Genomic DNA, 26,612 nt, shown 5'->3' with positions numbered 1-26,612 from the left:
ATATACTGTACCGATACCTTAGTACAGGTAGCGCCGCGCGGCGGTGACCAGATCTTCGTGTGCGGGGAGTTCGGCGACGGGGATGTTCAGCGGCAGCATGGTCTCGCGCCGGCCAGCGGCGGTGCACAGTTCCCACAGGTGGACGTGGCGCGCGGAGGCGTCGTTGGCGTCACGCTGGATATTCATGGCATCCAGGGAGAGCGTCAGGGGTTCTGCCCATAACTGTTGCGGCGCATCCTGCAGGACCTCGACAACGATGCGCAGATGCGTGCGCAGGAGGTTGTTGTCTGCGCCCAGCGCCGACAGACGCTGGGTGATGGCCTCCAGTTCGGTCTGCAACGCCGCGGGATCCGGACGGCCGGCGTCCCCCGCCTCGAAACTCCAGCCGCCACGCTGCAGCGCTGCCCGTTTCCGACGCAACAGATCGCGCTGTCGGAGCAGGTCCGCCTCCTCCACCTGCACCTCGGCCATGCGCGTCAGCGCCAGGGTCAGCAAATGATCGAACCCGCGGCGCTTGAGGTGCCGCCGATGTTCGGTCTCGCTCAGCATCGGGTCGAGCAGCCGGTGGCGATCGAAACTGACCGCCACCTGCCGCACATCGCGGGTGATCCGGTCATCCACCAGGTCGACGCCCAGCACCGTGCGCTCACTCCGCTTGCACAGCAGCAGCGCGAACACATGATTCGTCTCCTGACCAGGATCGTCGTCGTTGCCACCACCCTGCCCCATCAGGCCTTTGCCCGTACCTGCAACCGGAACAGCCACTGAATGGTGGGCAAAACGCGGCGCTGGGCGTTGTGGCAGACGCTCCGCCGCAGCAGTCGCCGAGTCTGACAAGAGATCTGCCAATGCCTGATCGCTACCCAGTCTCTCGAGCATGTCCGCCGGCGACGCAAAGACGGCGGCCAGTCGGGGTTCGTCGGCATAACCGCGGATGCCCGTGGGCACCGGCTCGCCGATCGCATCCACCAGCGCAATCACGTGGTCGATGGCGGCCATCACCGGCCGGCGCAACTGCTTGCGATAGCCGGCGAGCAGCCGCAGACGGGCATCGGTGGCATCCACCGCTCGTTCGATGGCCAGGTCGACCAATGACGCCGGATAGGCGGCGGGATGGTGATGGGCGCCGAAGATCGAATGGAACAGTCGCATGGGATCACCCCTGACATCGCCGGCGTTTCTCCAGGGAGACGCTTACTCGATCAGCCCGGACACTCCCCGGATTAGGGAAATGCTGATTTATTCAGCATTTGCCGCACGGGGCAGGAGGCCCCGCCATTTTAAGCAGCGCACGCCGCTGAAAATGAAGTCCTAGACGCTCCCCAGATAGGTGTAGCCGTACAGCCCGGCCTTGAGTTCCAGATAGAGCCGCTCGCGCGCTTCGCGGTCGAGGTCGGCCGTGTCCAGGCGGCGGCGGTAGCGGCTAAGCAGTTCGCGTGGCTCGAAGTGGACATAGCTCAGCAGTTCGTCGGCGGAATCGCCGCGCTCGGGCTCCAGCAGCCGATAGCCATGGGGGTCCTGGCCGTCGAGCTCGAGATTGACTGCGTCGGTGTCGCCAAACAGGTTGTGAATGTCCCCCAGGATCTCCTGATAGGCGCCCACCATGAAGATGCCCAGCAGGTAGACCTCGGCGCGCGGATCGAAGGCATGCACCGGCAAGCTGGCCTCGATGCCGTCCTGATCCACATAGGCCGCGATGCAGCCGTCGGAGTCGCAGGTGAGGTCATGCACCACCCCCCGCTCCGTCGGCAGGTCGCGCAACCGCTGCAACGGCACGATGGGAAAGATCTGGTCCAGTGCCCAGACATCCGGCAACGACTGGAACAGCGAAAAGTTGCAGAACAGCTTGTCCGCCAGTTCCGCGTTGATGCGATCGAGCAACTCCCGCTGGCGCCGATTGGCGTGGGACAGCCGCGTGCGCAGGCGCCGGCAGATGGCGGCATAGGTCTCGTCCGCGCGGGCGCGCTGAGCCAGCCCCAGACGCCCGTCGGCGAACCGTCGGCGCGCCGAGAGCAGGGCCGTCTCTGCCCGCTCGAACAGCTCCAGCGGGGGTTCCTGTCCGGCCCTGGCCAGGGCCTGCTGCAAGGTGCGCAGGTCCGGATCGGCATCCGCTCCGGCGCCAGTATCGGTATCGTCAGCGCCGGCCTCAGTTGCCGCTACCGTCATGCCGCCGGCCTGTTCGCGGTCCACTACGTCGGTAATCAGGACCGCATGATGGGCGGTCAGGGCGCGGCCGGACTCGGTCACCACGTCCGGATCCGCCAGCCCGCGCGCGCGACAGACATCCGCCAGGGTCTCCATGACCGCCAGGGCGTAGTCCTCCGGACTGTAATTGACCGAACAGTAGGCGCGGGTCCGGCTGCCTTCGTAATCCACCCCCAGGCCGCCGCCGAAGTCCACGGTGTCCAGGCCGGCGCCGAGGGAGCAAAGCTCGGCGTAGAAGCGCGCCAGTTCGGCAACGCCGGCGCGGATGTCCTGCAGGGTGGGAATCTGCGACCCCAGATGGGCATGCAGCAGCCGCAGCCAGCCGAGGCCGTTCACCGCCCGCAGCCGCTCCACCAGGGCCAGGATCTGGTTCGCCGACAGGCCGAACTTGGCCCGTTCGCCGCCGCTGTTCTGCCAGTTGCCCGCAGCCGCCGCGGCCAGGCGCGCGCGCACCCCGAGCAGCGGCTCGACGCCGAGCCGGGCCGCCTCCTCGAGGATCAGGTCCAGCTCCGAGGGCTTTTCGATGACGATGAACACCCGCAGCCCGAGCCGGCGGCCGATCAGCGCCAGGCGCACATACTCGCGGTCCTTGTAGCCGTTGCAGACAACGGTCTGGTCCCGCGGCACCAGCGCCAGCACCGCCATCAGCTCCGGCTTGCTACCAGCCTCCAGGCCGATGCCGCCGCCGCTGAGGATCGCCCGCACCACGCTGCGTTGCTGGTTGACCTTGATCGGGAACACCGGTCGGTAGGCCCCGCCCCAGCCCAGACCGGCCATGGCCGAGTCGAAGGCGCCCCGCAGTCGGCGCACCCGATGGCGCAGGATGTCGTCGAAGCGCAGCAACACCGGCAACGACAGCCCCTCTTCGCGCAACCGTGCCGCCAGCGACACCAGATCGATCTCGGTATCACGCGCCGGATCGGGTCGCACGCACAGGTGCCCCGCATCATTGATGCGGAAATAGCCCTCGCCCCAGCGGCTGATGGCATAGATGGATTCGCAACAGGCGACGGAATCGGACATGTACTAAGGGTCTCCCTGCGGGCCCGCGCGCTCAGCCGGTAGCGGGGGTCGGGGCCGGCGCAACGCAATCGAGAATCAGCCGGGCAACGAATTCCGGGGCCTCCTCATGGGCCAGGTGCCCGAACCCCCGGATGATGCGCAGGCGCGCCCGCGGCATCAGCGCATGCACCCGCTCCGCCTCCTCCGGCGGAACGGTCTTGTCGCCGGTGAAGGCGACCAGGACCAGTTCCGCATCAAGCTGCGGCAGGTCATGCCGCAGCGGTTGCAGATCCCAGTTGGCCATCATGTTCAGCGCCGCTGCCAGATGCCCCGGCGAGGCGATCAGCCGGCGGTACAGGGCAACACCCTCGGCATCGAGCCGCGAGCCGGTCCCGTCCGCCAGTCGCCGCACCCCCTTGGGGTCCTTCTTCGCGCCATTGGCGACGAACCGCGGCAGAAACGAATTGCGCGCCATGAGCTTGGCCGCCGGCGAGAACCATTTGCCCGGCAGCCCGCGCAGGGGCAGCAGCGCACCGTTGAGACTGATGAGGCGCTGCGGCGCAATCAGCCCATCGAGACACATACGCGCCAGGATGGCGGCGCCGGCGGAATGACCAATGGCCAGTTCCGGCGACAGCCCTAGCCGGCGCATCAGCGCGCCCAGCCGGCTCGCCATACAGGGCAGGCAGAGCTCCGCCGGGGGCGGCGTGCCGGTAAAGCCATGACCGGGCAGGTCCGGCGCGACCACCGTGAAGTGCTCCGCCAGCAGCGGCAGCAGGCCGCGCCAGGAATGGGTGGAGGCCGCGGTACCGTGGGCAAGCAGGGCCACCGGCCCACTGCCGGCGATCTGCACATGCCAGCGCAGCCCGCCGGCCTCGACGAAACGGCTGGTCTCACGATTCGGCCAAGCGTCGCCATCGCGCTCCCAGACCGGCTTGTCGTTGAGCACCCGGGCCGATGTCATCAAGACACCGCCTTGACCGCCCCCGACAGGGCCGCCGCATCCGCATGCGGCAGCGGCAGGTAGACCGCGCCCATCTCGCGGGCAAGCTTCTCGGCATCGGGGCGCGGCCGCGGCGACACGTCCACCACCAGCGCCTTCAGCTCCGCCACGCGGAAGGCGCGGGCCGAGGACAGCGCGTCCTCGCCCGCCTGGGCACGACCGCCGATGCCCTCGCGAGTGACATTGGCGCGACCGTCGGTGAGCAGCACCACCACCGGCGTACCACCGCGCCGCTGGACGCCGTCGGCCAGTTCGACTGCGGCATCGATGCCCGCCGCCAGCGGCGTGCCGCCGCCACCGGGTAGCCCCGCCAGTCCGCGCTTGGCACGCACCAGCGAGCGGGTCGGCGGCAGCAGCAGCTCGGCGCCCGGACCGCGGAAGGCGATCATCGCCACCCGGTCGCGGCGCACATAGCAGTCCGCCAGTAGCAGTTCCACTGCCCCCTTGGCCTCCGCCAGACGGTGCAGGGCCGCCGAGCCGGAGGCATCGACGACGAAGATGGTGGTGGTCTCGGAGCGCTGCCGGTAGCGGGTGACGCGGAAATCGTCGTGTCGCACCTCCACCAGCAGGTCCGCGGCCGGGCCACCGTTCCGCGCGGTCTGGGTGCGCTCCTGCCGTCGCAACCGCTGCCAGGGGGCGGCGGCGCGCAGGGTCTCGATGACGCTGAGCCTGGCCCCGGCGCCGGGCTCGCCGCGACGCGTACCCGCCGGCCGGCCACGCAGCGAACCGCTCTGGATGGCGCCGGACTTGCCGCTGCTACGACTGCGGCTGCGCATCGCGCCCATCTGCAGCATGGCCAGCAGATTGGCCGGGATGGCCGCCTCCGCCGCCTCCAGCACCACCTCTTCCAGGGGCTTGTCGATCTCCTGATCGGGGGGCTGGTTCTCGTCCTGGTTGTCGTCCTGATTCTCCTCCGGCGGGGGCGGTGGCTCCTCGTCTGGCGGCGGCTGATCCGGCGGGGCCGGCAACTGGGTGGCCCGGGGCGCCAGCACCAGCCGCGCGGCGGCGCTGACATCCTCCACCGTCACCGCGTCGCGTCCGGCCAAAGCGGCACTCGCGCGGGCCACCCGCAGCGCCGCCAGCGAGGCACGCAGGGAGTCGACGCCCAGCGCCAGCGCGGTGCCGCAGATGGCCTCCAGCGCCTGGTCATCGACGGCAATTGCATCCAGCCGCCCACGGGCGGCCAGGATCTCGCCGACGTCGTAGTCCGCGGGCATGGCCTCACGCAGGGCAATGTCGCCCAGGTCCAGCAGTATCGCAAACCGATCGACCAGAGTGGTGGGCACCTGCTCCTCGTCGTTGGCGCCCTCGTCCAGGGCGACGACGCCGAAGCGGGTGGGTGTGCGGGCGGTGATGCCGTCGCGCTCCACCAGCACCTCGCCGCTGTCCAGCGCCGCGCTGAGGTGGGCGGCGGTGGAGCGGGCCACACGCTCGGCCATGGCCAGCAACACCACGCCGCCATCGGCCTCCGCCAGCAGGCCGCGCTCGGCGACCGGGCGACCGGCGCGCAGGGTCGCCGCCAGATCAAGCCCACCGAGCAGCCGGCCGTCGGCGATGTGCAGCGGCACCCGACGCACGGGCTCATCCGCCGGCAGCAGTTCCTGCAGCAGCTCCAGCCAAAGCTCGCGCACCGGCCCGGGCAGGGCCCGTAGCGAGATACCGCCGCTGCCGGCCGGATCCACCGCGAACAGGGCCGCCGCCAGGCAGGCGTCATCCCAGCGCGAGATACGCGGCGCCTCCGCAGGCGCGTCCGGCGCGTCGGTCCCGGCCGTGTCCCGGCTGGCGCCGTCCGCCGCCATCATGCCGCCGCGGACGCCTCGCCGAACAGTTCCTCGATGGCCCGCTCGACCCGGGTGGTGGAGCCGGCGTCATCCAGGACGTTGCGCCGCAGCCGGTGCCGCAGCGCCGGCGGGGCCACGCGCCGCAGGTGCTCCACGCCGACGCTGTCGTCGCCCTGCAGCGCGGCATAGGCGCGGGCGGCGCGGATCAGGGTCAGCTCGCCGCGCAGGCCGTCGGTGCCGAGCTTGAGACAGAGCTCGGCGGCGCTTTGCAGCGTGGCGTCCGGTACGTCCACCTCCGACAGGTTCTCCTTGGCCTTGAGGATCTGGCGGCGGATCTTGGCATCCTTGCGCTTCCATTTGTCGATGAAGGCCTCGGGATCGCGCTCGTACTCGTCGCGCAGCCGCACCACCTTCATGCGCGTCTCCAGGTCCTTCGGCGTGCTCACCTCAACCGACAGGCCGAAGCGGTCGAGCAGCTGCGGACGCAGCTCGCCCTCTTCCGGGTTGCCGCTGCCCACCAGCACGAACCGCGCCGGGTGGCGCACGCTCAGGCCCTCGCGCTCCACCACGTTGATGCCGCTGGCGGCGACGTCCAGCAGGGAGTCGACCAGATGGTCTTCCAGAAGATTGGCCTCGTCGATGTACAGGAAGCCGCGATGGGCACGTGCCAGCAGACCGGGTTCGAAGCGCTTCTCGCCGCGGGTCAGCGCGCTTTCGAGGTCCAGGGCGCCGATCACACGGTCCTCGGTGGCGCCCAGCGGCAGGTCCACCACCGGCACCGCCGACTTGCGCACCTTGAGCTTGCCCTTCTCCGCCTTCTGCTCGCGGCAGGCGTCGCACAGCACCGTATCGGCCGCCTCCGGATCGCAGTTGTAGACGCAGCTGTCCACCACCCGCATGGACGGCAGCAGCGCCGCCAGCGCGCGGATGGCGGTGGACTTGCCCGTGCCACGGTCGCCGAACACAAGCACGCCGCCGATGCTCTGATCGGTGGCGGCAATCAGGATGGCCAGCTTCATCTCGTCCTGGGCGACGATGGCGGAAAATGGAAACGCGACCGGCATGATCAGCTCTTCCTCTCGCGACCGGGGTCGCGTCTCTGGTGGTGAATGTCTGCCCCGCCGCGGCAGGGCCGGGATCCGCCCGGAGCGCTGACGATCGGGGCCGGATCCGTCGTTTGCCGGGTGCGCTGCCCCGGCGTCTTGTCTGGCAGGGTGTCGACGACGCTCACGGCAGGCCGATGGCATCATCGCCGCAAACGCGTAGATTGACCGCGAAGCCTATATCCATGGCGATTTGATGGTCAAATCAAAACCGGCCTTTCTTTGCGCCAGCGCAGGCCAGCCGCGGGATGCGCAGGTTGACCGGACGCGGCCTCACCCCTGGGGCGACTGATGGCCGCGCCGGAACACCTCGCGACCGGCCAGCAGGGTCAGGCGCACCTGCCCCTGCATCTCGGCCCCGGCAAAAGGCGTGTTGTGGCCGCGGCTGACCAGGGTCTGCGGGCCGACGGTCCAGCGCGCATCGGCATCGAAGACGCAGACATCCGCCATGGCGCCGGGATGCAGACGCCCGAACGGCACCCCGAGGATGTCCGCCGGGTTGCAGGTCAGGCAGGCCAGCAGCGCGCCCAGGTCCAGCACACCCTCCCGCACCAGCGCCAGTCCCAGTGGCAGCAGCGTCTCCAGCGCGGAGATGCCCGGCTCGGTGCGTGGCAGGGGGTCCAGTTTCGCGTCCGGCTCGTGGGGCTGGTGATCGGAGCAGATGGCGGCGATCTCGCCGCGGGCCACCGCCGTCCGCAGGGCCTCGCGGTCGTGCTCGGTGCGCAAGGGCGGGATCACGTAGGCGTTGGCGTTGAATCCTGCCAGGGCCTGCTCGGTCAGGAACAGCTGGTGGGCGCCGACATCGGCGGTCACCGGAATGCCCCGGGCCCGGGCCTCGGCCAGCATCTGGGTGGCCCGCGCCGTGGACAGCCCGCGAAAGTGGATGCGCGCACCGGTCTGCTCCGCCAGGGCCAGATCGCGGGCCACCGCCACCGTCTCCGCCGCCTCGGGGATGCCCGGCAGGCCCATGCGGGTGCTGTACAGACCCTCGTGCACCAGGCCGCCTTCGCTCAGATAGGCGTCCGCCGGATGCAGGAACACCGTCAGGCCGTAGGTGCCGGCGTACTCCAGTGCCCGGCGCTGCACCCGGGTATCGCGAATGGGGCGGTCGGCATTGCTCATCACCGGGCTGCCGGCCTGCTGCAGCGCGGCCATCTCGCTGATCTGCTTGCCCTCAAGCCCGCGGGTCAGCCCCCCTGCCGGCAGCACGCGGGCAAGCCCGCGCTCTTCGGCGGTCTGCAGGATGAGCTGCGCCACCGCCGGGGTATCCACCGGCGGCAGGGTATCCGGCGGACAGCACAGGGTGGTGATGCCCGCGGCGGCCGCGGCCCGGGTCTCGCTGGCGATGGTGGCCTTCTGCTCCAGGCCCGGCTGGCGCAGACGGGCACACAGGTCCACCAGACCGGGACAGACCACCAGGCCGGTGGCGTCGAAGCTGCGGTCGGCGACGAATCCGTCCGGTGCGGCACCGATGCCGGCGATGCGCTGGCCGTCGACATGCAGGTCGGTGACCGCGTCCAGGCCGCTGGCCGGATCGATGACCCGACCGCCGCGGATGCTCAGGCGTCGGGACTCAGACATGGGGCGTATCCTGTGTTGTGGCCTCGGGCAACGGCTGGCCGGAAGGGCCAGCGCCCAGGTTCTGCGTACCGATGCACATGGACATGACGGCCATGCGCACCGCCAGTCCGTTGCTGACCTGCTCCAGGATCACCGAACGCGCACCGTCGGCCACCTGGGAGTCCATTTCCACGCCGCGGTTGATGGGCCCCGGATGCATGACGATGGCGTCCGGCTTGGCACCGCGCAGGCGCTTTTCGGTCAGGCCGAAGAGATAGAAGTATTCATGCTCGCTGGGCAGGAAGCCACCGTCCATGCGCTCGCGCTGCAGCCGCAGCAGGATGATGACATCGGCGTCGCGCACCCCCTCGCGCAGGTCGTGGAACACGCGCACGCCCAGCGCCTCCTCGGCCCGGGTGGGCACCAGGGTGCGCGGCGCGATGACCCGGACCTCGCGCACCCCCAGGGTGTTCAGCGCCAGGATCTGCGAACGCGCCACCCGCGAGTGCAGCACGTCGCCGACGATGGCCACGGTAAGGCCGTCGAAGCCGCCCTTGTGCCGGCGGATGGTGAACATATCGAGCATGCCCTGGGTGGGGTGCGAATGGCGGCCGTCGCCGGCGTTGATGACGCTGACATGGGGCGCGGCATGACTGGCGATGAAGTGCGCCGCCCCGCTGTCGGCATGGCGCACCACGAACATGTCCACATGCATGGCCTCGAGGTTGCGCAGGGTGTCGAGCAGGGTCTCGCCCTTGGCGGTGGCAGAGGTGCTGATGTTCAGGTTGAGCACGTCCGCCGATAGCCGCTTGGCCGCCAGCTCAAAGGTGGTGCGGGTGCGGGTGCTGTTCTCGAAGAACAGGTTGGCGACGATCTTGCCACGACACAGCGGCACCTTCTTCACCGCCTGCTGGGCGACACCGAGGAAGCCCTCGCTGCGGTCCAGGATCTCGGTCAGCAAGGCGCGGTCGAGCCCGTCGATGGTCAGAAAGTGCTTCAGGTTGCCCTGGGCGTCGAGCTGCGGGTTCGGGCCGGTCATGGGGTCACGCTCCGGCATTGTCACCAGCCTCATCTCCGGCCGCGTCACCGGTCTGGTCACCGGCGCGACGGCGATCATGGGAACGCTCGTGGGGGATTTGGCCATGCAGCAGCTGCAAGGGCTCGGGGCCGCTGAGCTTGATCTGCTCGCCGGGGCCGAGGCGCACCTCCAGCCCGACCACATCCGGCTCGATGGGCAGCTCACGTCCGTCGCGCTCGGCCAGGATGGCCAGCATCACCGATGCCGGTCGGCCGTAGTCGAACAGCACATTCAATGCCGCCCGAATGGTGCGTCCGGACTGCAGCACGTCGTCCACCAGGCAGATGTGGCGATCGTCCACCGCCTCCGGCAGATGCGACGGCCGCACCTGCGGATGCAGGCCGATGCGGGTGAAGTCGTCGCGGTAGAAGGAGATGTCCAGGTGCCCCAGGGGGTCGGACAGCTCCAACAGGGCATGCAGCCGCTGCGCCACCCAGACGCCGCCGGTGTGGATGCCGATCATCAGCGGGTTCTGGATGCCGCGGGCGGCAAACAGGGCCCGCAGGTCGTCCGCCATACCGCGGATGGCGGCGTCCACCGCCGCGGCGTCCTTGAAGGTGTCATTAGTGCTCATTCAGCCAGGTTTCCAATATCAGCTTGGCGGCATAGGCGTCGACCAAGTCCGGCTGCCGCTGCAGCGCGCGTAAGCCGGCCTGCCCTTGTTCGGCGTAGTGCCGTTCCGCCGCCAGGGTGGTCAGACGCTCGTCCACCAGATGCACCGCAAGGCCGAACCGGCCCTGCAACTGGCGCGCAAAGCGACGGATCCGGTCGGTCCAGTCTTCCTCGGTGTCGTCCATGCGAAACGGCAGCCCGACGACGGCGGCCTCGGGTTGCCATTCGCCCACGAGGGCCTCGATGCGCGCCCAGTCCGGCTTGTGGCCGCGGTAGCGGATGGTCATCAATGGCGTCGCCGTTCCAGACACGGTCTGACCAACGGCCACGCCAATCTTCTTGGTGCCGAAGTCGAAGCCCAGCAGAGTTGCCACGGGTTAAGTGCCTGTACTGCGTGACGGCCGGCGTCAGGCGTGGCCGGCTTCGCCGCTCATCAGGTTGAGATCCACGCCGAGGATCTGTGCGGCAGCCCGCCAGCGCTGGGCCGAAGGCAGGGAGAACATGATGCGGTTGTCCGCCGGGCCGCTGAGCCAGGCGTTGCCACTCAGTTCCTGCTCCAGCTGGCCGCTGCCCCAGCCGGCGTAGCCGAGGGCGACCAGGCATTCTTCAGGTCCGCGTCCTTCGGCGATGGCCTCGAGCACGTCGCGGGATGTGGTCACGCGGATGTCGGCGGTGACACTGAGGGTGGAGTCGAATTCGAACGATCCGGTGTGGATGACGAAGCCGCGGTCGGTCTGCACCGGCCCGCCGAGGAAGACATGGGTGTCGGCCACACCGACGGCGCTGGGCTTGATGTCCAGTTGTTCCAGCACCTCTCCGAGACGGATATCCATCGGGCGGTTGATGATGATGCCCATGGCCCCCTGCTCGGTGTGCTCGCAGATATAGGTCACCGTTCGCGAAAAATTCGGGTCTTTCAGACCCGGCATCGCGATCAGGAAATGGTTGGTGAGCGACGTTGCGAATCCCATGGCCATAGTATCCAGTGCACCCCGCCGCTAAGCAAGCGCCGGTCAATTATCCCAGCCGAGACGGTTGTTACGCTGGAACTGCCAGGTCCGGGTGATGTCGAGCACGTCGGTTTCCGCGGCGATGTCGTCCGGGAAGGGCGCGTAGGGGGCGGCCAGCTGGACGATGCGGATGGCCGCCTGGTCCAGCACCGCGTGGCCGGAGGAGCGCACCACCCGCACCCCTTCCAGGCTGCCGTCGGCGCGTACCGCCACATGCAGGATCAGGGCGCCGAACAGGCCCTGCCGGGCCGCCTCTTCGGGGTAGTTGAGGTTGCCGATGCGCTCCACCTTGCGGCGCCAGGCCTCCATGTAGCTGGAGTAGCGGTACTCGCGCGTGCTGGTGCTGATGGCCTTGCGCCGGGCGCGGCTGGCGGCGGCGCTGCCTTGGGCGTCGATGCGCGCGGTCAGGCGTTCGATCTCGGCATGGCGGCTGGCCAGGATGTCCGCGGCGGAGATCCGTGGCGGCAGTGCCGGGGCCAAGGCCGAAACATCGGCGGTGACCACGGGTTCCGGGTCGGGTCGCGGTTGCGGCGTGGGCTCCGGCTCTGGCTCTGCTTCGGGCTGCGGCTGCGGTTCCGAGACGGCTGTGGGCTCGGGCTTTGGCTCCGGGAGCGGCTCCGGCTCCGTTTCCTGCTCCGGGGCCGGCAAGGGCTCCTGTAAGGGCTCAGCTTCCGATGGCAGCTCCAGCGGCAGAGGCACGGCAAGCAGCGAGGCCGGCTGTTCCGCGGACAGGGCGGCGCCGTCGGACCCGTCGACCGCGCCATCCGCCGGGCCGTCTAGCATGCCGGCCGGCGGCAGCTCCGGTGTCGACAGCGTCGTCTCGCCGTCCCGCGACGCCTGGGCACCCACCAGCGCTGTCTCCGATGGCGGCAGGTCGGACGCACCCTGGCGAATCAGCAGGACATCGATGACGCGGGAATCCGCCGCCCGCTGCGCCGGCAACTCGAAGCCGACGCCGAACAGCAGCAGGGCGTGCACCGCCAGGGCAATCAGCACGGCGACCGACATGGCGCGCAGGTCGCTGCCCGGCGGCATGGACGCAGGCGCCGAAATTCGGTCGGCAAGCGCGGTCATCAGGGCGATCCTCACAGACTCCGGCAGCGGCTTGGGCGGCGGCTCGGCACGGGGTCAGCGCGGACTTCCGCCCTGCAGGGGCTCCTCTGCGGGCAGCGGCGCGATGGCGACATCCGCCTCGTCGTCCAGCAATGCGATGCGCTCGGCCATGGCCGGAGTCATGTGGATGGTCCCGGCATCGTCCACCAGCAGGGCGTGGCGGATGCCCAGGCGCCCGGCCACCTCGGTCCAGCGCGACAGCCCCGCCACCATCAGCGCCGTGGCGGCGGCATCGGCAACGGCGGCAGAGCCGTCCACCAGCACGGTGGCGGAGTGGATCTCCTGCACCGGATAGCCGGTGCGCGGATCGATCACGTCGTGATAGGTCTGGCCCTGGTAGATGAAATTGCGCTGGTAAGCGCCGCGGGTGAACACACTGCTGTCGCCGCTGACCTTGAGCATGCCGAGCACGCCGGCGCCGGATGCGCGACGCACCGGGATACGCCACGGGCGGCCGGCGCGCTCGCCAATCACGCGCACATTACCGCCGACGGTGATCACGGCATTGCCGACCCCGCGGGCGCGCAGGGTCTCGATGCCAAGATCCATGGCATAGCCGGTGGCAATGAAGCGGAAGTCCAGCTTGACGGCGGGGTTGTCGCTTTGCAGCAGCAGGCCGTCCTGGTAGATGTCAGCCATGGTCGGCGCCGACTGCACCAGCGCACGAATGGCCTCGGCTTCCGGGGGCGGGCGGCACTCCGGCTGGTCGGTATGAAAGCCCCACAGTTCCCACAGATGCCCGATGGCCGGGTTGAACAGATTGTCGCTGCGCAGGGCCAGCACCTGGCTCTGGCGGATCAGCGGCAGCATGGACGGCGGCGCGGCAAATGGCTCCCCCTCGGCCAGCAGCCTGTTCACCCGCGCCATCGGCTCGGACTCCCAGGCGTGCAGCGTCTGGTCGAGAAAGCGGAAGTCGTGCTCGACCTCCTCGGCGGCCAGTTCCGCCTGCTCGCGCAGCTCTCCGACGATGCTCAGATCCACCGCCGAGTCGAAGGCGATGAACTGGGTGTTGTAGGCGGGGGTGTCGGCGCCACGGCATCCCGCCAGAAGCAACATCAAAAGCGACACCCAGAGCAAGGGCACGGGCAATACCAGCGACAGCCGTAGCGCGCCCGGCTTCCGCAACGCCGCGCACCGATCCGATCGTGCGCCCGGCCGAAGCGACTCAAGACCGGCGGACATGGCGACTCACTGCGTCCATCAGGTCACCGGCGATGTCCGTGCCGCAGTCGCGATCGATCTCGCGGATGCAGGTCGGACTGGTGATGTTGATCTCCGTCAGCCAGTCGCCGATGACGTCGAGCCCGGCAAACAGCACGCCCCGCTGACGCAGCACCGGGCCCACCTGCTCGGCGATCCACCGATCCCGCGGCGACAGCGGCCGGGTCTCCGCGCGCGCACCGGCGGCGAGGTTGCCGCGCAGGTCGCCAGCGGCCGGGATGCGTGCGAGCACATGCGGCACCGGCTCACCGTCCACCAGCAGGACGCGCTTGTCGCCGTCGGCGATCTCCGGCAGGTAGCGTTGCGCCATGCAGAAGCCCTGGCCGTGCTTGGTCAGGGTCTCGATGATCACGCCGGTGTTGGGGTCGCCCTGCCGGACGCGGAAGATGGAACGCCCGCCCATGCCGTCCAGGGGTTTCAGCACCACATCCGTCTGCTCCGCCAGGAAGTCTCGCAGCACGTCCGGGCGGCGTGTCACCGTGAGCGGCGGACAGCACTGCGGAAAGTGGGCGGCAAAGACCTTCTCGTTGGCATCCCGCAGCATCTGCGGGTCATTGACGATGAGACACCCCGCCTCCCCGGCCAGGCCCAGCAGGTAGGTGGCGTAGATGTACTCCATGTCGAACGGCGGATCCTTGCGCATCAGCACCGCCTCGAGGCTGCTGAGCGGCGCCTCCTCGGGCTCGCCGAGGGTGAACCAGCCGGATGGGTCGTCGCGGACCTCCACCTGGCGCATGCGCGCCTGCACCACCTGATCGCGCAGGTAGAGGTCGCCGACCTCCATGTACCAGAGCGACCAGCCGCGCCGCTGCGCGGCGAGCATCATCGCGAAGGTGCTGTCTTTCTTGATGTTGATGGAACCGATGGGGTCCATCACAAAACCGATATTGAGCTTCATGACCGAAGTTTACTCCAGCCGCCTGGACGCTGTCAGCGCAGACCCGGACCGACCGGGCTCGGAGTATCGGCCATCGTCGGTCTCCCGAAAGGCAGGCTCAACCAGAGGGCGGTATGCCCAACCGCTCCGCCATCCGAACCAGCTCCGCCACCGACCTCGCCCCCATCTTGCGCATCAGGCGACCGCGGTGGACCTTGACGTTCTGCTCGCCGGTGCCGAGATCCGCCGCGATCTGCTTGTTCATCTTGCCGGCGATCACATGGCCGAGCACCTCCCGCTCCCGCGGCGTCAGCGACGCGAGCCGCCTCTGCAGGGCCGCCATCTCCTCCCGCTCGACCTGCTGATCCGAGGCACGTTGCAGCGCGCCTTTTACCGCCCGCAGCAGGTCCGCCGCGTTCACCGGCTTGGTCAAGAAGTCCTCGGCGCCGGCCTTCAACGCGCACACGCTCATGGGGATGTCGCCATGGCCGGTGAGGAAGACGATGGGGAGCTCCGCGCCGCTTTCGCGCAGCCGCTCCTGGACCTGCAGCCCATCGATCTCGGGCATCGCCACGTCCAGCAAGAGGCAGGCGGGACCGGCCTGTCGCTCGTGCGCGAGAAACGCCCGGGCGCTGGTGAAGCCCTGAGCCCGGAATCCCTGTGCGCGCAGAAGCCGTGTCAAGGCCTTCAGCATATCCGGCTCGTCGTCGAGCACGTAGACGACAGGCTCGACAGTCATGCTGTACCGCCGTCTCGCGGCAACGAAACCTGGACGGTGGTCCCTTGGCCGGGCGCCGACTCCGCCGAGACGCACCCGCCATGGCCGCTTACGATGGAGCGCACGATAGCCATCCCCATGCCGAGCCCCCCAGGCTTGGTGGAGTAAAAGGGATCGAAGACGCGTTCCGGATCGGACAATCCACCGCCGTTGTCCGTCACTTCGAGCAAGACCCTGTCCGCCTGCGTGCGGGTGGCGATCGAGACCCGGCGCTCGCCCGTCGGATTATCGGCCAGCGCGTCGCAGGCGTTGTCGAGGAGATTGAGCAGGACCTGCTCGATCAGGACACGGTCCGCCTGCACCCCAGGCAGGTCCGGAGCCAAACCAAGCGCCACACTCACCCCGCGGTCGTCGAACTCGTTGGTCAGTAACCGCAAGACCCGGTGAATCGCATCGTCGAGCAACAGCGTTTCCCGACGTGGCACACCGCGATGGACGAGCTCACGCAGGTGCCGAATCACGTCGGCTGCACGCCGGTCGGCGCTGACGATATCGGCCAGGATCTCCCTCACCTCGGTGAGATTCGGTTGCGGCTGGGCCAACAGGGTCTGGGCCGCCTCGGCGTTTGTCAGGATCATGGCCAACGGCTGGTTCAACTCGTGGGCCAGGGAGGCCGACAGCTCGGCCAGGGTCTCCATCCTGGACACCTGTTCGAGCCTTGCCCGCTGCCGGCGGATCTTGTCCAGCATGGTCCTGCGCGCCGTAATGTCCATGGTCACGCCCATCAGTGCCTTCGACCCGGCCCCTGTGCTGCCCATGCTGCGACCCAGGCCGGCGAGCCAGCGAACTCGGCCGTCGGGGCCGGCGACCCGGAACTCGACCCGGTACCTGTCGTGGGAGCGCAGCGTCGTCGCGATCAGCTGTTCCAGCCGCGGCCGGTCCTGCCAGTGCACCCGTTCCAGGAACTTCTCCACGCGTAGATCCCCGGCGGGGGGCAGCCCGAAAAGCTCGCGCGTCTTTGCCGTGGCCCAAACCGCGCCCGATTGCCCGTCGAGGCTCCAAAACCCGGCGTCGGCCGCCTCTGCCGCGAGGCTCAGGCGCTGCTCGCTTGCGCTGAGGGCGGCCTCCTTCACCTCGACGTCGCGCTCCGCCCGCGCGGCTCGAAGTAGACCAAAGCTCAGCAGCGCGAGGCCGTATTCGTCCGGAGTTTGCGCACGCAGCATCCAGAGCTCGGTTCCCGCGACGCCGATGACGCTCGCAGCGAGCACCACGAACACCAGGTAGGACCCGTCCTCCCGCTGCATGAGCCACGCGGCCAGATAGACCCCGCCGAGCGTGGCCGACAAGGCCACCATCGTGGCATAGAGAATCGTTATCCAGCCCATCCCCTGAGAATGCTTGACGGCCTCCGGCGTTTAACCAAGGTGCAATTTTGCCGAGCTGGCGGCTTGCGTAGGCTATGCGAATGAGCCGGGAAGACCTGTTCCAGCAGCGCATGGGTGCCCCCACCCGAGTGACCTTCGAGCGTACCCTCTGGTTGGGCCTGCGGACAAGCGGCCTGGACCCGTGGTCGAGCTGGCGAACATGATCGAGGAGAAGGTTGTGCCGAAGGTTGTGCCGTTAGCGACGAATCGAATTGCATTATTCATGGGAGTGTTACTCGCTGCACCCGCAGCGGCGCAGGACTCCGGCTGGAGCTTTGCCGTCTCCCCCTATTTGTGGGCGCCCGGGATCGAGTCCGCCGTCGAGACCCAGTGGGGAACTGTCGGCGTGGACATGAGCACCTCCGATGTCCTCTCGGATCTCGATCTCGCCTTCATGGGGGCCTTCGAGGCGCGTAACGGCCGCTGGGGGCTGATCGCAGACCTGTTCTACGCCGAGCTGTCCCAGAGCCGCGCCAACCCGCTCGGCCCGTTGTTTACGCGCGGCCGGATCGAGACGTCGGCGAAGGCCCTGAGCGGCTACGCCGGCTACCGGGTCAGCGAGAAGGAGCGGCTTGCCGTCGACGCGCTGGTCGGCTTTCGCGTCACCGACCTCGAGCTCGACCTGTCCCTGTCCCCCGGCGTGCTGCCGGGTCAGCGTCTCGGGGTGAGCGGAACCTGGGTCGACCCAGTGATCGGTGTCCGCGCCCGCGTCGCCATCGGTGAAAACTGGTTCGCGACCACCTTGGCGGACCTGGGCGGTTTCGGCGGCGACTCTGACCAGACCTGGCAGGTCCTGGCGATTGTCGGCTATCAGCTCGACGCACGCTGGTCGGTCCAGGGCGGCTGGCGCTGGTTCTCGGCGGAGCATGAGCTCGAAGGGCTGGACGTCGAGACCGACTTCAGCGGTCCACTGCTTGGCCTCACCGCGCGCTTCTGATGCGCGCGTTCGCGATTGCCCGGGCCGGCCAGCCGCCGCGCCTGTCCCCACTCTCGCACGCTAGCGCGTGCCGATTCAGCGAGGAGCATGCATGAAGATTCCAAAGACGCTCATGGCGGCCTGCCTGACCGCCGCCTCCGCAACCGGCCTTGCGGCGGCTGCCGAAACAACTCCCGGCGCCGCGCCGGCCGAGACCCAGCCGATCCATCCGGGGCATTTCGACCCCCTTGGCAGGGGGCCTTCCAGGTTCACGATCGAGTTGCGTGAGGTCCTGAAGGCCACCCTGCCGTTCGAGGATCAGCGCGACTTCGAGGAGGCAAAGAAGGGCTTCATCGCCGAGCCGTCTTACAAGCAGATCATGGCGGACGCCGGACACGTCGCCTGGGACATGGGCAGCTACCAGTGGTTGCTCGAGGGCAAGGACTTCGAGAGCATCAACCCGTCTCTGCAGCGGCAGGCCGTGCTCAACATGGCCTACGGCCTGTATGAGGTCGTCCCAGGACGCATCTACCAGGTGCGCGGTTACGACCTCGCCAACATCAGCTTCATCAAGGGCGACACGGGCTGGATCATCTTTGACCCCTTGACGGCCAAAGAGACGGCCCGTGCGGCACTCGAGTTCATCAACGAGCAGCTCGGTGAGCGGCCGGTCGTGGGCGTGGTGTACTCGCACTCGCATGTGGACCACTTCGGCGGCGTGCGCGGCGTGGTGGACGAGGCCGACGTGGCCAGCGGCAAGGTCATGGTGATCGCGCCGGAAGGCTTCATGGAGGCGGCGATCTCCGAGAACGTCTTCGCTGGCAATGCCATGTCGCGCCGGACCCAATGGCAGTATGCGGTGCTGCTGGAGCGCCACCCCCATGGACACGTCGATCAGGCGATCGGCAAGAACGTGGCGAACGGGAATACCGACTTGATCCCGCCGAACCGGCTCGTCAGCAAGGACTTCGAGGAGATCACCCTCGATGGCGTGAAGATGGTGTTCCAGAACGCGCCGGACACCGAGGCGCCGGTCGAGATGAACACCTACTTCCCGCAGTTCAAGGCGCTCTGGTCGTCGGAGATCATCACCGGAACGATCCACAACATCTACACGATCCGCGGCGCCGCGGTGCGCAACGCGATCAACTGGTCGAAGGAGATCAACGAAGCGCTTTACGCGTTCGGCCAGGAGGCCGAGGTGATGTTCGCCTCGCACAGCTGGCCGCGCTGGGGCAACGAGCGCATCCAGGAGGTGCTGCGCGCGCAGCGTGACACCTACGCCAATCTCAACAACCAGACGCTGCACTACGTCAACCAGGGCGTGACGATCAACGAGATCCACAACGTCTACGAGGTGCCGCAGAGCCTGCAGCAGCAGTGGGCCGCGCGCAGCTACCACGGCGACGTGCAAAACAATGTGCGCGGCGTGGTCAACCGCTTCCTCGGCCACTACGACGGCAACCCGACCAACCTGATCCCGCTGTCACCGGCCGACTCGGCCCCGCTCTATGTGGAGATGATGGGCGGTGCCGAGAAGATCCTCACGCGCGCACAGCAGCTCCATGACGCCGGGGCCTATCTCCACGCCACGGAGATCCTCGACAAGCTGGTGTTCGCCGAGCCGCAGAACCAGGCCGCACGCCGCCTGCTGGCGGACACCTTCGAGCAGCTCGGCTACCAGGCGGAGAGCACGAGCGTGCGCAACAGCTTCCTGCAGGGTGCGTTTGAGCTGCGCAACGGCCTGCCGGGCGGTGTCCCGCCCCGCACCACCGGCCCGGACGTGATCCGCGCCATGTCCACCGAGCAGTGGCTGGACTTCGTCGCCATCAGCATGGACCCGAAGAAGGCCGAAGGGCTCGCGTTCACGATCAACCTTGTGACGCCCGACAACGGCGAGCAGTACCTGGTCGAGATGAGCAACGCAACGCTTACCACCATCAAGGGATTCCAGATGAAGAACCCGGATCTCACCATCACGGTGAACCGTGCCGACCTCAACGGGGTGATGATGGGAGAGGCGTCGTTCGACGACCTGATCAAGGCCGGCAAGGCGACGTTCGACGGCGACCGGACCGGCTTCGACCAGCTGCGCTCGATCCTCGTACCGTTCACGCCGGACTTCGAGATCCTGCCCGGCACCGCGCCGCAGCAGCCCATGGCCCCACCGAAGCCATTCGAGGTGCTCCAGCAGATCGACCTCGAGTACGACTGATTCGTGATGGGTGATTGATGACGAGCGCGGCTCGCCGTTTGTGGATGCGATTTCCTTGGGGGTCGCATCCACACACCCTGCAGAGCGAGAGCTTGTACAACTGGGAGGAAGGGAAGTGGCTGGCGCCGGTCCGGGCGGTTGAGTCCACGCTCATTCGGATCGGCAAGCTGCCGGTGAGCCCCTATTCCCGCCCCGCCTCACTGGCGGTGAGCGCCCGCTCGCCGTCGGCACGATGCAGGTCGAGCATGCCGCGCTCGATCGCCCAGGTCGTGGCATCCTGGAGTGCATCGATGAACGCCTGCTCCTGGGCCATCACAGGTTCCTCGCAGACTTTGCGCGTGATCGCCAGCGGCTCGATCACCAGCGACGCCCCCTGTGTGGTGAAGGCACCGTGGAAGCCGTTGCATCCACCATGGCCGGACACCTGGTGATCGCTGAATGCCAGCGTGAGCCGGGTACCGACCATCGGGCTGACCACCGCCTGGCGCCCGTTGTTGTAGCCGGTGACCTCCCATTCAGAGCCCGCCAGCCTGGGCGGTGCGACACGCTCGAAGCGCAGCGCAGCGCCGCCGCCGACCGGGGTGAGGGTCAGCACATCGCCGGCGAGGGAGACGACCGATGGCTGGGAGAAGGCCTTGCGAAAGTCGGTCTCGATCGACATGGCCGGATCCGGACAGGCCATCATCGATCCGGCCAGCGGGCCCGGTAGCAGCCGGTCATCCTCCAGACGGAACGCGCCCATGAGCCGATTGCAGCCAGAAAAGCCCCGCAGCTGACCCGACGTGAAGCTCACCTCGGGCGTTGCGTGATCCACGTTCAGGCGATGGCCAGGAAGCCCGGTCCAGACGCCAGCTCCCACGCTCCAGGCTCGACATGACCCCCGTCGATTGGCAGGCGACAGCATCCGGTCAGGCGGCGGCCGTACGGCAGCGTAACCTCGACCGAAAACGGGTGGCTGGTATCCGACATCCCGTCGCTGCACGCCCCCTCGCGCAGGACGGCCACCAGATCCCCGCCCTCGGGCGCGCCCGCACGGCCACGCCACACCGACTTCGACGGATGTGCAGGAGGATCGAAGGCACCGAGATAGGCGACCTCCGGTGAATCTGGCGTCGAAAAGCGCCCGGTTGCCGCATCGCTGAGATCGAGACCCCAGAAGGGCTCGTTTCCGAAGCAGATCAGCGGCTGGCCGTTGGCCAGAGCCGCGTTCAGTGGCGCAACAAATGCAATGATCGCCAGCAGCCGGCAGGATCGGCGCATAGGGGGTTCCTCTATCTGGTGGAGACGTCGAGCAGGGCCATCCCCGGGCTCGGCCAGCCAGCACGGCTTCGCCCTGCTCGCGCGCAGACTAATGGATCACGAACCAGGCAACTAGTAAACCTTGGTTAAATTGCACCCGGACCGCGAGCGCTTTAGGGAAGCGCTGATTTATTCGGCGCTTCCCGTGCGGGGCAGGAGGCCAATAAAATCAGCGTCTCCTTAGGGTCCGGGTGTTTTCGACTGATGGCCGAGGTCGATCGCAACGCAGCCGGAACCATCTACCTCTGGGTGCAGTCCCTCGAGATCGTCAACTGATTCAACCGGAGATCGACATGCAGGGTGAAGGCTCGAGCGCCACCAACGGCGCGCAACAGGGACCTGTCACGATCGTCTTTTTCGGCCTCGGTGCGGTGGGCTCCAATCTGCTCATCTGTCTGTCGGAACTGGCCGAGCGCGACGAGGTGCCGGTGCGCTTGGTGGTCTACACCATCGACCCGGCCGGGGCCCGAGATGCCCTGTTCCATGCCGAGTCGCTGTTGGCGCGAATCGAACTGATCGGGGTCGCGGACTTCGCCCCGATCTTCGCCCTGGAAGCCCCCTACGATGCACAGCTCGGCGGTGCCACGCTGCTGGTGAACGCGGCCCTGCCGTCGTTCAACTGCCCGATCATCGAACTGGCCTCTCGCATTGGCGCCTTCACCCTGGACCTGGCCTCCGACATGTACGATGAGGAGACATCCAGGACCCTGACCTTCGCCCAGTATCAGCACGACGCAGCGATGCGCGATCGCGGGGTCGCCGCGCTGATCAACATGGGCATCTCCCCCGGGATCACGAACTTCCTGATCGGCGACCATGTCCACAGGCTACATGCCGCAGGACGCAAGGGAATGGAGATCGAGCGCATCGATCTCTACCTGCTCGAGGATATCGACGCCGACGCGGTGATCTTCTCCTGGTCTCCGGCGGTGGCGCTCGACGAGCTCTCCCAGCATCCGCTGCGCCTGGAGAATGGGCGGATGCAGGTGCTGGCGCCCTTCTCCAGCGCCCGCAGCTACGCCTTCCCCCACGAGCCCGCGCCGACGCGCCAGTACCCTCTCTACCAGGAGGAGCTCCTGTCGCTGCATCGCTCCTTCCCCGAGATCGAGTCGATCGGCATCTACACCGGTGGCTCGGAGGTGGAGCTGGTCAAGGCCCTGCATCAGCTCAATCTGCTGTCCAAAAGCAGCCTCCCGAACCAGCCCGAGCTGACCGTCGAGGCGGTGGTGCGGGCGGTCCTGCCGGGGATGAAGCATCCGCGGCGGATCGAGGAGTATCTACGCTCCGGGGTGATCCGGCGCACCCATTTCTGCGCCGCCGCCGAGATCCGGGTCAGCGAGGCCGTGCGCAACGAGCGCCAGACCCTGATCGAGACCGTGGGCCTCAGCTACCTGCGCTATCACGGTCTGCTCGACACCCCCTATGCCGGCGCCACCTACATCGCCTACCCGACCGCGGTCGGCGCCGCGATCCTCGCCTGGCATACCCTCGAGCACGCACGCGCGAACCCCGGCGAGATCCGCGGCGTGGTGACCGGCGAAGACCTGGCCAGGCTGCTTCCGCGCGCGCGGATCGACGCGGTGCGCCGCGACCTGGTCGCCTGGGACATCGACCTGTTCGAGAGTGTGCGCGACGCCGGCAGCGCCTGAATCGGTGCCGGCGTTGGCGCCCTCAGCAGCGCGCTGGCAAACGCGCATCGGCACGCCGGCGCGTGATCGCCTCCGTGTTCCAGTAAGACCCCGCACGCAGCCCTTGTAGAGTCCGAGGGGTTAATGGGGTTAAAAAGAAGCCCCGACGCTCGGGGGAGAAACGTCGGGGCAACGCTCACCCGGCCTGCGGGGCCGGGTAGAAGCCCTGGCGGGAGGGGGAGCCCGCCGGGGCCGCGCCCGCAGGCGCTTGTAAAATATGAGTGTAGGCGAGAATTTCAGTTCCGCCGGGGTTGGCCGCGGTGAATTGCGGGCAAGGTTCGTTCCAGGAAGCATCAGGCCCGGCCGGATCTGGCCGGATACGGGCGACGGCTGGCCGCCCAGGCTGGCGCGAAATCGATGCCGGCACAACCGATGCAATCAGTTACAGCCATGAATTCACGCGAATATTCAGCATGATACCGCGAACTGAAGGAGCGCCATTCGATCGTAAATACCTATAAGTAAATCATTTGCGATCGAAAAATTCCATTCTCACCTCCCCCTCCACATTCTCATTCGCAGTCCACCCCAGCCCTCAGGGCAGGGTCACCTGAACGAACTCCGACGGCCGCAGGATCTCGTCCGGCCGGCTCTCGAACACCACGTCCAGCTCATAGACGGCGCCGTCCGGGTCGATGCGCACCGCCTCGACCCCCAGACTATAGACCTGCGCCTCGCGCGGCTCGCCCCGCACCACCACCTTGGCCGGCTGTCCGGGCCGATATCGCCGGAGCACGTCGGAGGTCACCAGTACCCGCGCCAGCATGCGATCCGTCGGTGCCACGGCCACCAGCGGCGCCTGCTGCAGCGTCTTGTAGATGACCGCGCCGTCGTGGGCATTGCGTGCCACCACGATGCCGTCGAACGGCGCGCGCAGTTCGGTGCGCTCCAGCAGGATGTCGGCCGCCGCCTGCGCCGCCCTGGCGGACTCGAGTTCGGCGACCGCCACCGCCTGATTCAGTTCCGCGTCCTTGAGCTCCTCGACGGCGATCAGACCGCGGTCGAACAGCTCCTGCGTCCGCTCCAGCTCACGCTCGGCGTCCTCCAGGCCCACGACCCCGCGGGCCACGCGCGCAGCGGCCTCCAGTGCCGCGGCCCGGGCCTCGCGCTGGTCCATGCGCAACAGCACCTCGCCCTTGTCCACGTGCTGCCCGGGGGTGACCAGGACCCGTTCCACCACGCCGTTCTCCACGGCGCGCAGCTCCGCCTTGTGCAGCCATTCCAGGCGGCCGCTCACCTGCGCGGCACTGGCAGGGGCCGCCGACAAGAGCAGCAGCACAGGCACCAGCAGGATGCAGCACAGGGCGAACGTCGGAGTGGTTGTTCTCGTGTTCATCGCGGCATCCTCAAGGGGTCGGGCGGCCTTGCAGTGCAGCAAGCTCCGCCCGGGTCAGATCCCGACACAGCGCCGCCTGCTCCTCGTCGCGTCGCGCCCTGGTCTGCTGGCTCATGGAGAAGCCCAGGTCGGCCTTCACCTCGAGCTCGTACATGGTCCGGCTCTCATCGAGCTTCAGGTCACGCCAGTCCGACTCCACCCGGGCCTGCTCGGCGATCACGCGTAACAGGTCGAGCCGGGTCAGCAGTTCCAGCGCCTGCTGCTGCACATCCATGCGGATCAATGCGCACTCGGCATCGGAGCAGTCCTGCAGCAACTGGCGGACACGCGGGTTGTGCTCCACTGCCGCCTGCACCACGGCCTCCAGCGCCGGCGACGCCTCCGACGCCGGCGGCGGGGTGAGATCCGGCGTCACCAGTTCCGCAGGCAAGTCGTCCGGGCGTCCCAGGGCCTGCGCCAGCAGGGAGCGCGTCAGGCGCTGTGACGCCTCGCTCGCGGCCCGCTGGCGCAAGATGAGCTGGTATTCCGCCTCCAGTTCCGCGACCTGCAGCGGTGAAAACTGCCCCAGCTCTGCGCGCACCGAGGCGCGGTCGAACTGGATGAAGGCGACCGCCAGGGCCTCGTTGTCGCGGGCGTAACTCAGATCCGCCAGCAATACATCGAAGAAGCGCTGGCGGATCTCCAGCCGCTGGGCCGCCTCCGCCGTGACCAGGCCGGACCAGGCGACATCGCGTTGATCATCCCGCCCCCGAGTGCCGCTGAAGGCCAGCGCATGGCAGCCCAGAAACAGGGGCTGGCGGCGGGCCAGCGGGAACGACGCCGGTTTGGACCCGGGCGCGAGCAGGACCCGCGGATGACCCGCCGCATAACCCAGGGCCTGCTCCAGGGTCAGCGGCGACGGCAGCGGCTCCGTGCTGGCATGCGCCACGGCGCCAAACGGACCGGCCACCCCAACACTGGCCAGGCCAAGGGCCAGGACCGCCAGCAGCACCAGCCGGGCCAGGGTCCCTGCCCTCCGGGCGACGGGGAGAGGATTGCTACAGGTCATCATCGACAGACGCCTCCCGGTTAACCATCCCAACAGCAGTAGACAAAATGAAACCGCAGCCGCGGCGGCCATGGCGACCGCGCCCGATCGAGGCTGGCTCGGAGCCGGTAGAGTAGAGCATCTTGCTTCCGTGATCTATCCGCGCGCGCTGATGCGATGGTCCGGTCCATCACTGCGACACCGTGTCCTGCTCCTTGCTCACGTCACTTCTCCTTGGCAATCCCAAGGCAGGTCACGGAATATGCCCGAGTGCCCTGAAAACACTGTAAGGGCACGCGTCACCAAACCTAGCCGGAAAACAGGGCGCTCCATTCAGCTAGCTTGGCTTCACGCTGCGCGGGGGAACGAAACCCAAACGGAAGACCAGCAAGCAAGAGACGCACGCGCCGCCGGCCAGCCGCTACCGAGGCTATGGCAGGTTGCGCAGCACCGTCTGACGTCAAATCCGGGTAGTCCAACACTGAATCGACCCGGTCTACTGCGTCCAGCGCCGCATAAGCGAGTGCCTGGTGCAGATCCGACCGGTGTGCGTCGCGCGTTGCCTCCTCAAGACCGCCCCAGCCATGACGCGAGAGCAATTGCAGGTGCGCCTTGTACTTGGCATCGAACCAGAGGACCCGCCCAACGCCACTCATACCGGTGTCCGGGTGACCGCGGGTGAGCGATCACCCGCGGTCACCCGGCCTGGGTGTGCTTCAATCCGCGCCCCCGCAGGGGGGGCGACTCGTCAACGCCGCCAGAGTCAGCTTCGGAAAGTGGTTTCAATCCGCGCCCCCGCAGGGGGGGCGACCCGATAATCTCAAACCCGGCGGCGGATGTTTGCCGTTTCAATCCGCGCCCCCGCAGGGGGGGCGACGAGATCCTCCTGCAAATCGCGCCCGAGATCCGCAGTTTCAATCCGCGCCCCCGCAGGGGGGGCGACGCCCTCGCGCCGACCATCGATGACGAGGAGTGGATTGTTTCAATCCGCGCCCCCGCAGGGGGGGCGACCTAAAACCCCTTTTGGATTCTGTGGCTTAGCTGGTTTCAATCCGCGCCCCCGCAGGGGGGGGCGACCCGAAGGTGCTCGATAAAATATGACAGCAGCCTGGTTTCAATCCGCGCCCCCGCAGGGGGGGCGACCCTCCGACATTGGCAGAGCGTCGGAGTAGTTTGTGTTTCAATCCGCGCCCCCGCAGGGGGGGCGACCTCTCGGCGGCTCGGGAGTCGCTGGGTTGACCTGTTTCAATCCGCGCCCCCGCAGGGGGGGCGACCTCACCCCCATCGCCCACGGCGACACCGTCACCGGTTTCAATCCGCGCCCCCGCAGGGGGGGCGACGCGATGCCTACTACAGCGCATCGGTCCTGATCCCGTTTCAATCCGCGCCCCCGCAGGGGGGGCGACATCACCGGGGGCACGATA

The 26,612-nt window shown here is 68.0% G+C and carries 22 protein-coding genes and 1 CRISPR repeat array (1 of these 23 running past the window's edge); of the genes, 3 read left to right on the top strand and 19 right to left on the bottom strand.

Going from position 1 to position 26,612, the window contains the following annotated elements; all coding sequences use genetic code 11:
- Positions 1 to 18: 18 nt before the first annotated feature.
- The 15 genes from F2Q65_RS08885 to F2Q65_RS08815 all read right to left on the bottom strand — a co-directional run bounded on the left by F2Q65_RS08885 (position 19) and on the right by F2Q65_RS08815 (position 16,668).
- Positions 19 to 1,152, bottom strand: a complete 1,134-nt coding sequence (locus F2Q65_RS08885) for a hypothetical protein (RefSeq protein ID WP_150092525.1) — start codon at positions 1,150 to 1,152, stop codon at positions 19 to 21.
- A gap of 159 nt (positions 1,153 to 1,311) precedes the next feature.
- Positions 1,312 to 3,228 carry a biosynthetic arginine decarboxylase gene (speA, locus tag F2Q65_RS08880; protein WP_150092523.1) on the bottom strand — a complete coding sequence of 639 codons (1,917 nt, stop codon included), beginning with the start codon at positions 3,226 to 3,228 and terminating at the stop codon, positions 1,312 to 1,314.
- Positions 3,229 to 3,259: 31 nt separating this feature from the next.
- Positions 3,260 to 4,171 (bottom strand): alpha/beta fold hydrolase BchO, encoded by a 912-nt coding sequence (bchO, locus tag F2Q65_RS08875; protein ID WP_150092521.1) that lies wholly within the window; start codon positions 4,169 to 4,171, stop codon positions 3,260 to 3,262.
- Positions 4,171 to 6,009, bottom strand: a complete 1,839-nt coding sequence (locus F2Q65_RS08870; RefSeq protein WP_150092593.1) for a magnesium chelatase subunit D — start codon at positions 6,007 to 6,009, stop codon at positions 4,171 to 4,173. Before F2Q65_RS08870 ends, bchO begins: the two co-directional genes overlap by 1 nt.
- Complete coding sequence (bchI, locus tag F2Q65_RS08865) at positions 6,009 to 7,055, bottom strand: magnesium chelatase ATPase subunit I (protein ID WP_150092519.1); 1,047 nt, start codon at positions 7,053 to 7,055, stop codon at positions 6,009 to 6,011. Before bchI ends, F2Q65_RS08870 begins: the two co-directional genes overlap by 1 nt.
- Positions 7,056 to 7,367: 312 nt before the next feature.
- A complete protein-coding gene (locus tag F2Q65_RS08860) occupies positions 7,368 to 8,675 on the bottom strand; it encodes a dihydroorotase (protein WP_150092517.1) in 1,308 nt (435 codons plus the stop codon).
- The gene (locus tag F2Q65_RS08855; RefSeq protein WP_150092515.1) at positions 8,668 to 9,693 is read right to left on the bottom strand and encodes an aspartate carbamoyltransferase catalytic subunit; all 1,026 of its coding nucleotides are present in this window, start codon (positions 9,691 to 9,693) and stop codon (positions 8,668 to 8,670) included. The genes F2Q65_RS08860 and F2Q65_RS08855 overlap by 8 nt, the downstream gene beginning before the upstream one ends.
- Before the next feature lie 4 nt (positions 9,694 to 9,697).
- On the bottom strand, positions 9,698 to 10,306 hold the full coding sequence (gene pyrR / locus F2Q65_RS08850; protein WP_150092513.1) for a bifunctional pyr operon transcriptional regulator/uracil phosphoribosyltransferase PyrR: 609 nt from the start codon (positions 10,304 to 10,306) through the stop codon (positions 9,698 to 9,700).
- Positions 10,296 to 10,718, bottom strand: coding sequence for a Holliday junction resolvase RuvX (gene ruvX / locus F2Q65_RS08845; protein ID WP_150092512.1), 423 nt, complete (start codon positions 10,716 to 10,718; stop codon positions 10,296 to 10,298). Before ruvX ends, pyrR begins: the two co-directional genes overlap by 11 nt.
- 33 nt (positions 10,719 to 10,751) lie before the next feature.
- A complete protein-coding gene (locus tag F2Q65_RS08840; protein ID WP_150092510.1) occupies positions 10,752 to 11,315 on the bottom strand; it encodes a YqgE/AlgH family protein in 564 nt (187 codons plus the stop codon).
- A 42-nt stretch (positions 11,316 to 11,357) separates the two neighbouring features.
- A complete protein-coding gene (locus F2Q65_RS08835; RefSeq protein WP_246156097.1) occupies positions 11,358 to 12,428 on the bottom strand; it encodes an energy transducer TonB in 1,071 nt (356 codons plus the stop codon).
- A 54-nt stretch (positions 12,429 to 12,482) separates the two neighbouring features.
- Complete coding sequence (locus F2Q65_RS08830) at positions 12,483 to 13,523, bottom strand: FAD:protein FMN transferase (protein WP_170265612.1); 1,041 nt, start codon at positions 13,521 to 13,523, stop codon at positions 12,483 to 12,485.
- Between the two features lie 109 nt (positions 13,524 to 13,632).
- The gene (gshB, locus tag F2Q65_RS08825) at positions 13,633 to 14,586 is read right to left on the bottom strand and encodes a glutathione synthase (RefSeq protein WP_150092506.1); all 954 of its coding nucleotides are present in this window, start codon (positions 14,584 to 14,586) and stop codon (positions 13,633 to 13,635) included.
- 97 nt (positions 14,587 to 14,683) lie between these two features.
- Positions 14,684 to 15,280, bottom strand: a complete 597-nt coding sequence (locus F2Q65_RS08820) for a response regulator transcription factor (RefSeq protein ID WP_246156096.1) — start codon at positions 15,278 to 15,280, stop codon at positions 14,684 to 14,686.
- A 20-nt stretch (positions 15,281 to 15,300) separates the two neighbouring features.
- On the bottom strand, positions 15,301 to 16,668 hold the full coding sequence (locus tag F2Q65_RS08815) for a sensor histidine kinase (protein ID WP_150092502.1): 1,368 nt from the start codon (positions 16,666 to 16,668) through the stop codon (positions 15,301 to 15,303).
- Positions 16,669 to 16,867: 199 nt separating this feature from the next.
- Here F2Q65_RS08815 and F2Q65_RS08810 point away from each other — a divergent pair, with 199 nt between their 5' ends.
- Both F2Q65_RS08810 and F2Q65_RS08805 read left to right on the top strand, forming a co-directional pair.
- Positions 16,868 to 17,644 (top strand): hypothetical protein, encoded by a 777-nt coding sequence (locus F2Q65_RS08810; RefSeq protein WP_211354007.1) that lies wholly within the window; start codon positions 16,868 to 16,870, stop codon positions 17,642 to 17,644.
- Positions 17,645 to 17,756: 112 nt separating this feature from the next.
- Positions 17,757 to 19,838: an alkyl/aryl-sulfatase gene (locus tag F2Q65_RS08805; RefSeq protein ID WP_150092500.1), complete on the top strand. Its 2,082-nt coding sequence runs from the start codon at positions 17,757 to 17,759 to the stop codon at positions 19,836 to 19,838.
- A gap of 181 nt (positions 19,839 to 20,019) precedes the next feature.
- Here F2Q65_RS08805 and F2Q65_RS08800 read toward each other — a convergent pair whose 3' ends face one another.
- Both F2Q65_RS08800 and F2Q65_RS08795 read right to left on the bottom strand, forming a co-directional pair.
- Positions 20,020 to 20,742, bottom strand: coding sequence for an META domain-containing protein (locus F2Q65_RS08800; RefSeq protein ID WP_150092498.1), 723 nt, complete (start codon positions 20,740 to 20,742; stop codon positions 20,020 to 20,022).
- Entirely contained in the window at positions 20,655 to 21,098 is a 444-nt protein-coding gene (locus F2Q65_RS08795) for a COG3650 family protein (RefSeq protein WP_150092496.1), read from the bottom strand. Before F2Q65_RS08795 ends, F2Q65_RS08800 begins: the two co-directional genes overlap by 88 nt.
- Positions 21,099 to 21,430: 332 nt before the next feature.
- On the opposite strand from F2Q65_RS08795, the gene F2Q65_RS08790 reads away from it, so the two are divergent.
- Positions 21,431 to 22,786: a saccharopine dehydrogenase C-terminal domain-containing protein gene (locus F2Q65_RS08790; RefSeq protein WP_150092494.1), complete on the top strand. Its 1,356-nt coding sequence runs from the start codon at positions 21,431 to 21,433 to the stop codon at positions 22,784 to 22,786.
- 574 nt (positions 22,787 to 23,360) lie between these two features.
- On the opposite strand, the gene F2Q65_RS08785 is transcribed toward F2Q65_RS08790, so the two are convergent.
- Positions 23,361 to 24,161, bottom strand: a complete 801-nt coding sequence (locus F2Q65_RS08785; RefSeq protein ID WP_150092492.1) for an efflux RND transporter periplasmic adaptor subunit — start codon at positions 24,159 to 24,161, stop codon at positions 23,361 to 23,363.
- A gap of 10 nt (positions 24,162 to 24,171) precedes the next feature.
- Complete coding sequence (locus F2Q65_RS08780; RefSeq protein WP_246156094.1) at positions 24,172 to 25,212, bottom strand: TolC family protein; 1,041 nt, start codon at positions 25,210 to 25,212, stop codon at positions 24,172 to 24,174.
- A gap of 689 nt (positions 25,213 to 25,901) precedes the next feature.
- Positions 25,902 to 26,612: a CRISPR direct-repeat array (repeat unit 32 nt; unit sequence GTTTCAATCCGCGCCCCCGCAGGGGGGGCGAC) (it continues 9,255 nt past the right edge of the window).

Origin of the sequence: Thiohalocapsa marina, from assembly GCF_008632335.1 — a bacterium.
In the GTDB taxonomy this organism is placed as follows: Bacteria; Pseudomonadota; Gammaproteobacteria; order Chromatiales; family Chromatiaceae; genus Thiohalocapsa; species Thiohalocapsa marina.
The sequence above is the reverse complement of the archived record's forward strand: the minus strand, read 5'-3'. Positions and strand labels throughout refer to the sequence as shown.

Bases quoted from the DNA above. Each gene is read 5' to 3' on its own strand.
- F2Q65_RS08885 (WP_150092525.1), bottom strand. From the start codon at position 1,152: ATGCGACTGTTCCATTCGATCTTCGGCGCCCATCACCATCCCGCCGCC.
- speA (WP_150092523.1), bottom strand. From the start codon at position 3,228: ATGTCCGATTCCGTCGCCTGTTGCGAATCCATCTATGCCATCAGCCGC.
- bchO (WP_150092521.1), bottom strand. From the start codon at position 4,171: ATGACATCGGCCCGGGTGCTCAACGACAAGCCGGTCTGGGAGCGCGAT.
- F2Q65_RS08870 (WP_150092593.1), bottom strand. From the start codon at position 6,009: ATGGCGGCGGACGGCGCCAGCCGGGACACGGCCGGGACCGACGCGCCG.
- bchI (WP_150092519.1), bottom strand. From the start codon at position 7,055: ATGCCGGTCGCGTTTCCATTTTCCGCCATCGTCGCCCAGGACGAGATG.
- F2Q65_RS08860 (WP_150092517.1), bottom strand. From the start codon at position 8,675: ATGTCTGAGTCCCGACGCCTGAGCATCCGCGGCGGTCGGGTCATCGAT.
- F2Q65_RS08855 (WP_150092515.1), bottom strand. From the start codon at position 9,693: ATGACCGGCCCGAACCCGCAGCTCGACGCCCAGGGCAACCTGAAGCAC.
- pyrR (WP_150092513.1), bottom strand. From the start codon at position 10,306: ATGAGCACTAATGACACCTTCAAGGACGCCGCGGCGGTGGACGCCGCC.
- F2Q65_RS08840 (WP_150092510.1), bottom strand. From the start codon at position 11,315: ATGGGATTCGCAACGTCGCTCACCAACCATTTCCTGATCGCGATGCCG.
- F2Q65_RS08835 (WP_246156097.1), bottom strand. From the start codon at position 12,428: ATGACCGCGCTTGCCGACCGAATTTCGGCGCCTGCGTCCATGCCGCCG.
- F2Q65_RS08830 (WP_170265612.1), bottom strand. From the start codon at position 13,523: ATGTTGCTTCTGGCGGGATGCCGTGGCGCCGACACCCCCGCCTACAAC.
- gshB (WP_150092506.1), bottom strand. From the start codon at position 14,586: ATGAAGCTCAATATCGGTTTTGTGATGGACCCCATCGGTTCCATCAAC.
- F2Q65_RS08815 (WP_150092502.1), bottom strand. From the start codon at position 16,668: ATGGGCTGGATAACGATTCTCTATGCCACGATGGTGGCCTTGTCGGCC.
- F2Q65_RS08810 (WP_211354007.1), top strand. From the start codon at position 16,868: ATGATCGAGGAGAAGGTTGTGCCGAAGGTTGTGCCGTTAGCGACGAAT.
- F2Q65_RS08805 (WP_150092500.1), top strand. From the start codon at position 17,757: ATGGCGGCCTGCCTGACCGCCGCCTCCGCAACCGGCCTTGCGGCGGCT.
- F2Q65_RS08800 (WP_150092498.1), bottom strand. From the start codon at position 20,742: ATGCTGTCGCCTGCCAATCGACGGGGGTCATGTCGAGCCTGGAGCGTG.
- F2Q65_RS08795 (WP_150092496.1), bottom strand. From the start codon at position 21,098: ATGCGCCGATCCTGCCGGCTGCTGGCGATCATTGCATTTGTTGCGCCA.
- F2Q65_RS08790 (WP_150092494.1), top strand. From the start codon at position 21,431: ATGCAGGGTGAAGGCTCGAGCGCCACCAACGGCGCGCAACAGGGACCT.
- F2Q65_RS08785 (WP_150092492.1), bottom strand. From the start codon at position 24,161: ATGAACACGAGAACAACCACTCCGACGTTCGCCCTGTGCTGCATCCTG.
- F2Q65_RS08780 (WP_246156094.1), bottom strand. From the start codon at position 25,212: ATGATGACCTGTAGCAATCCTCTCCCCGTCGCCCGGAGGGCAGGGACC.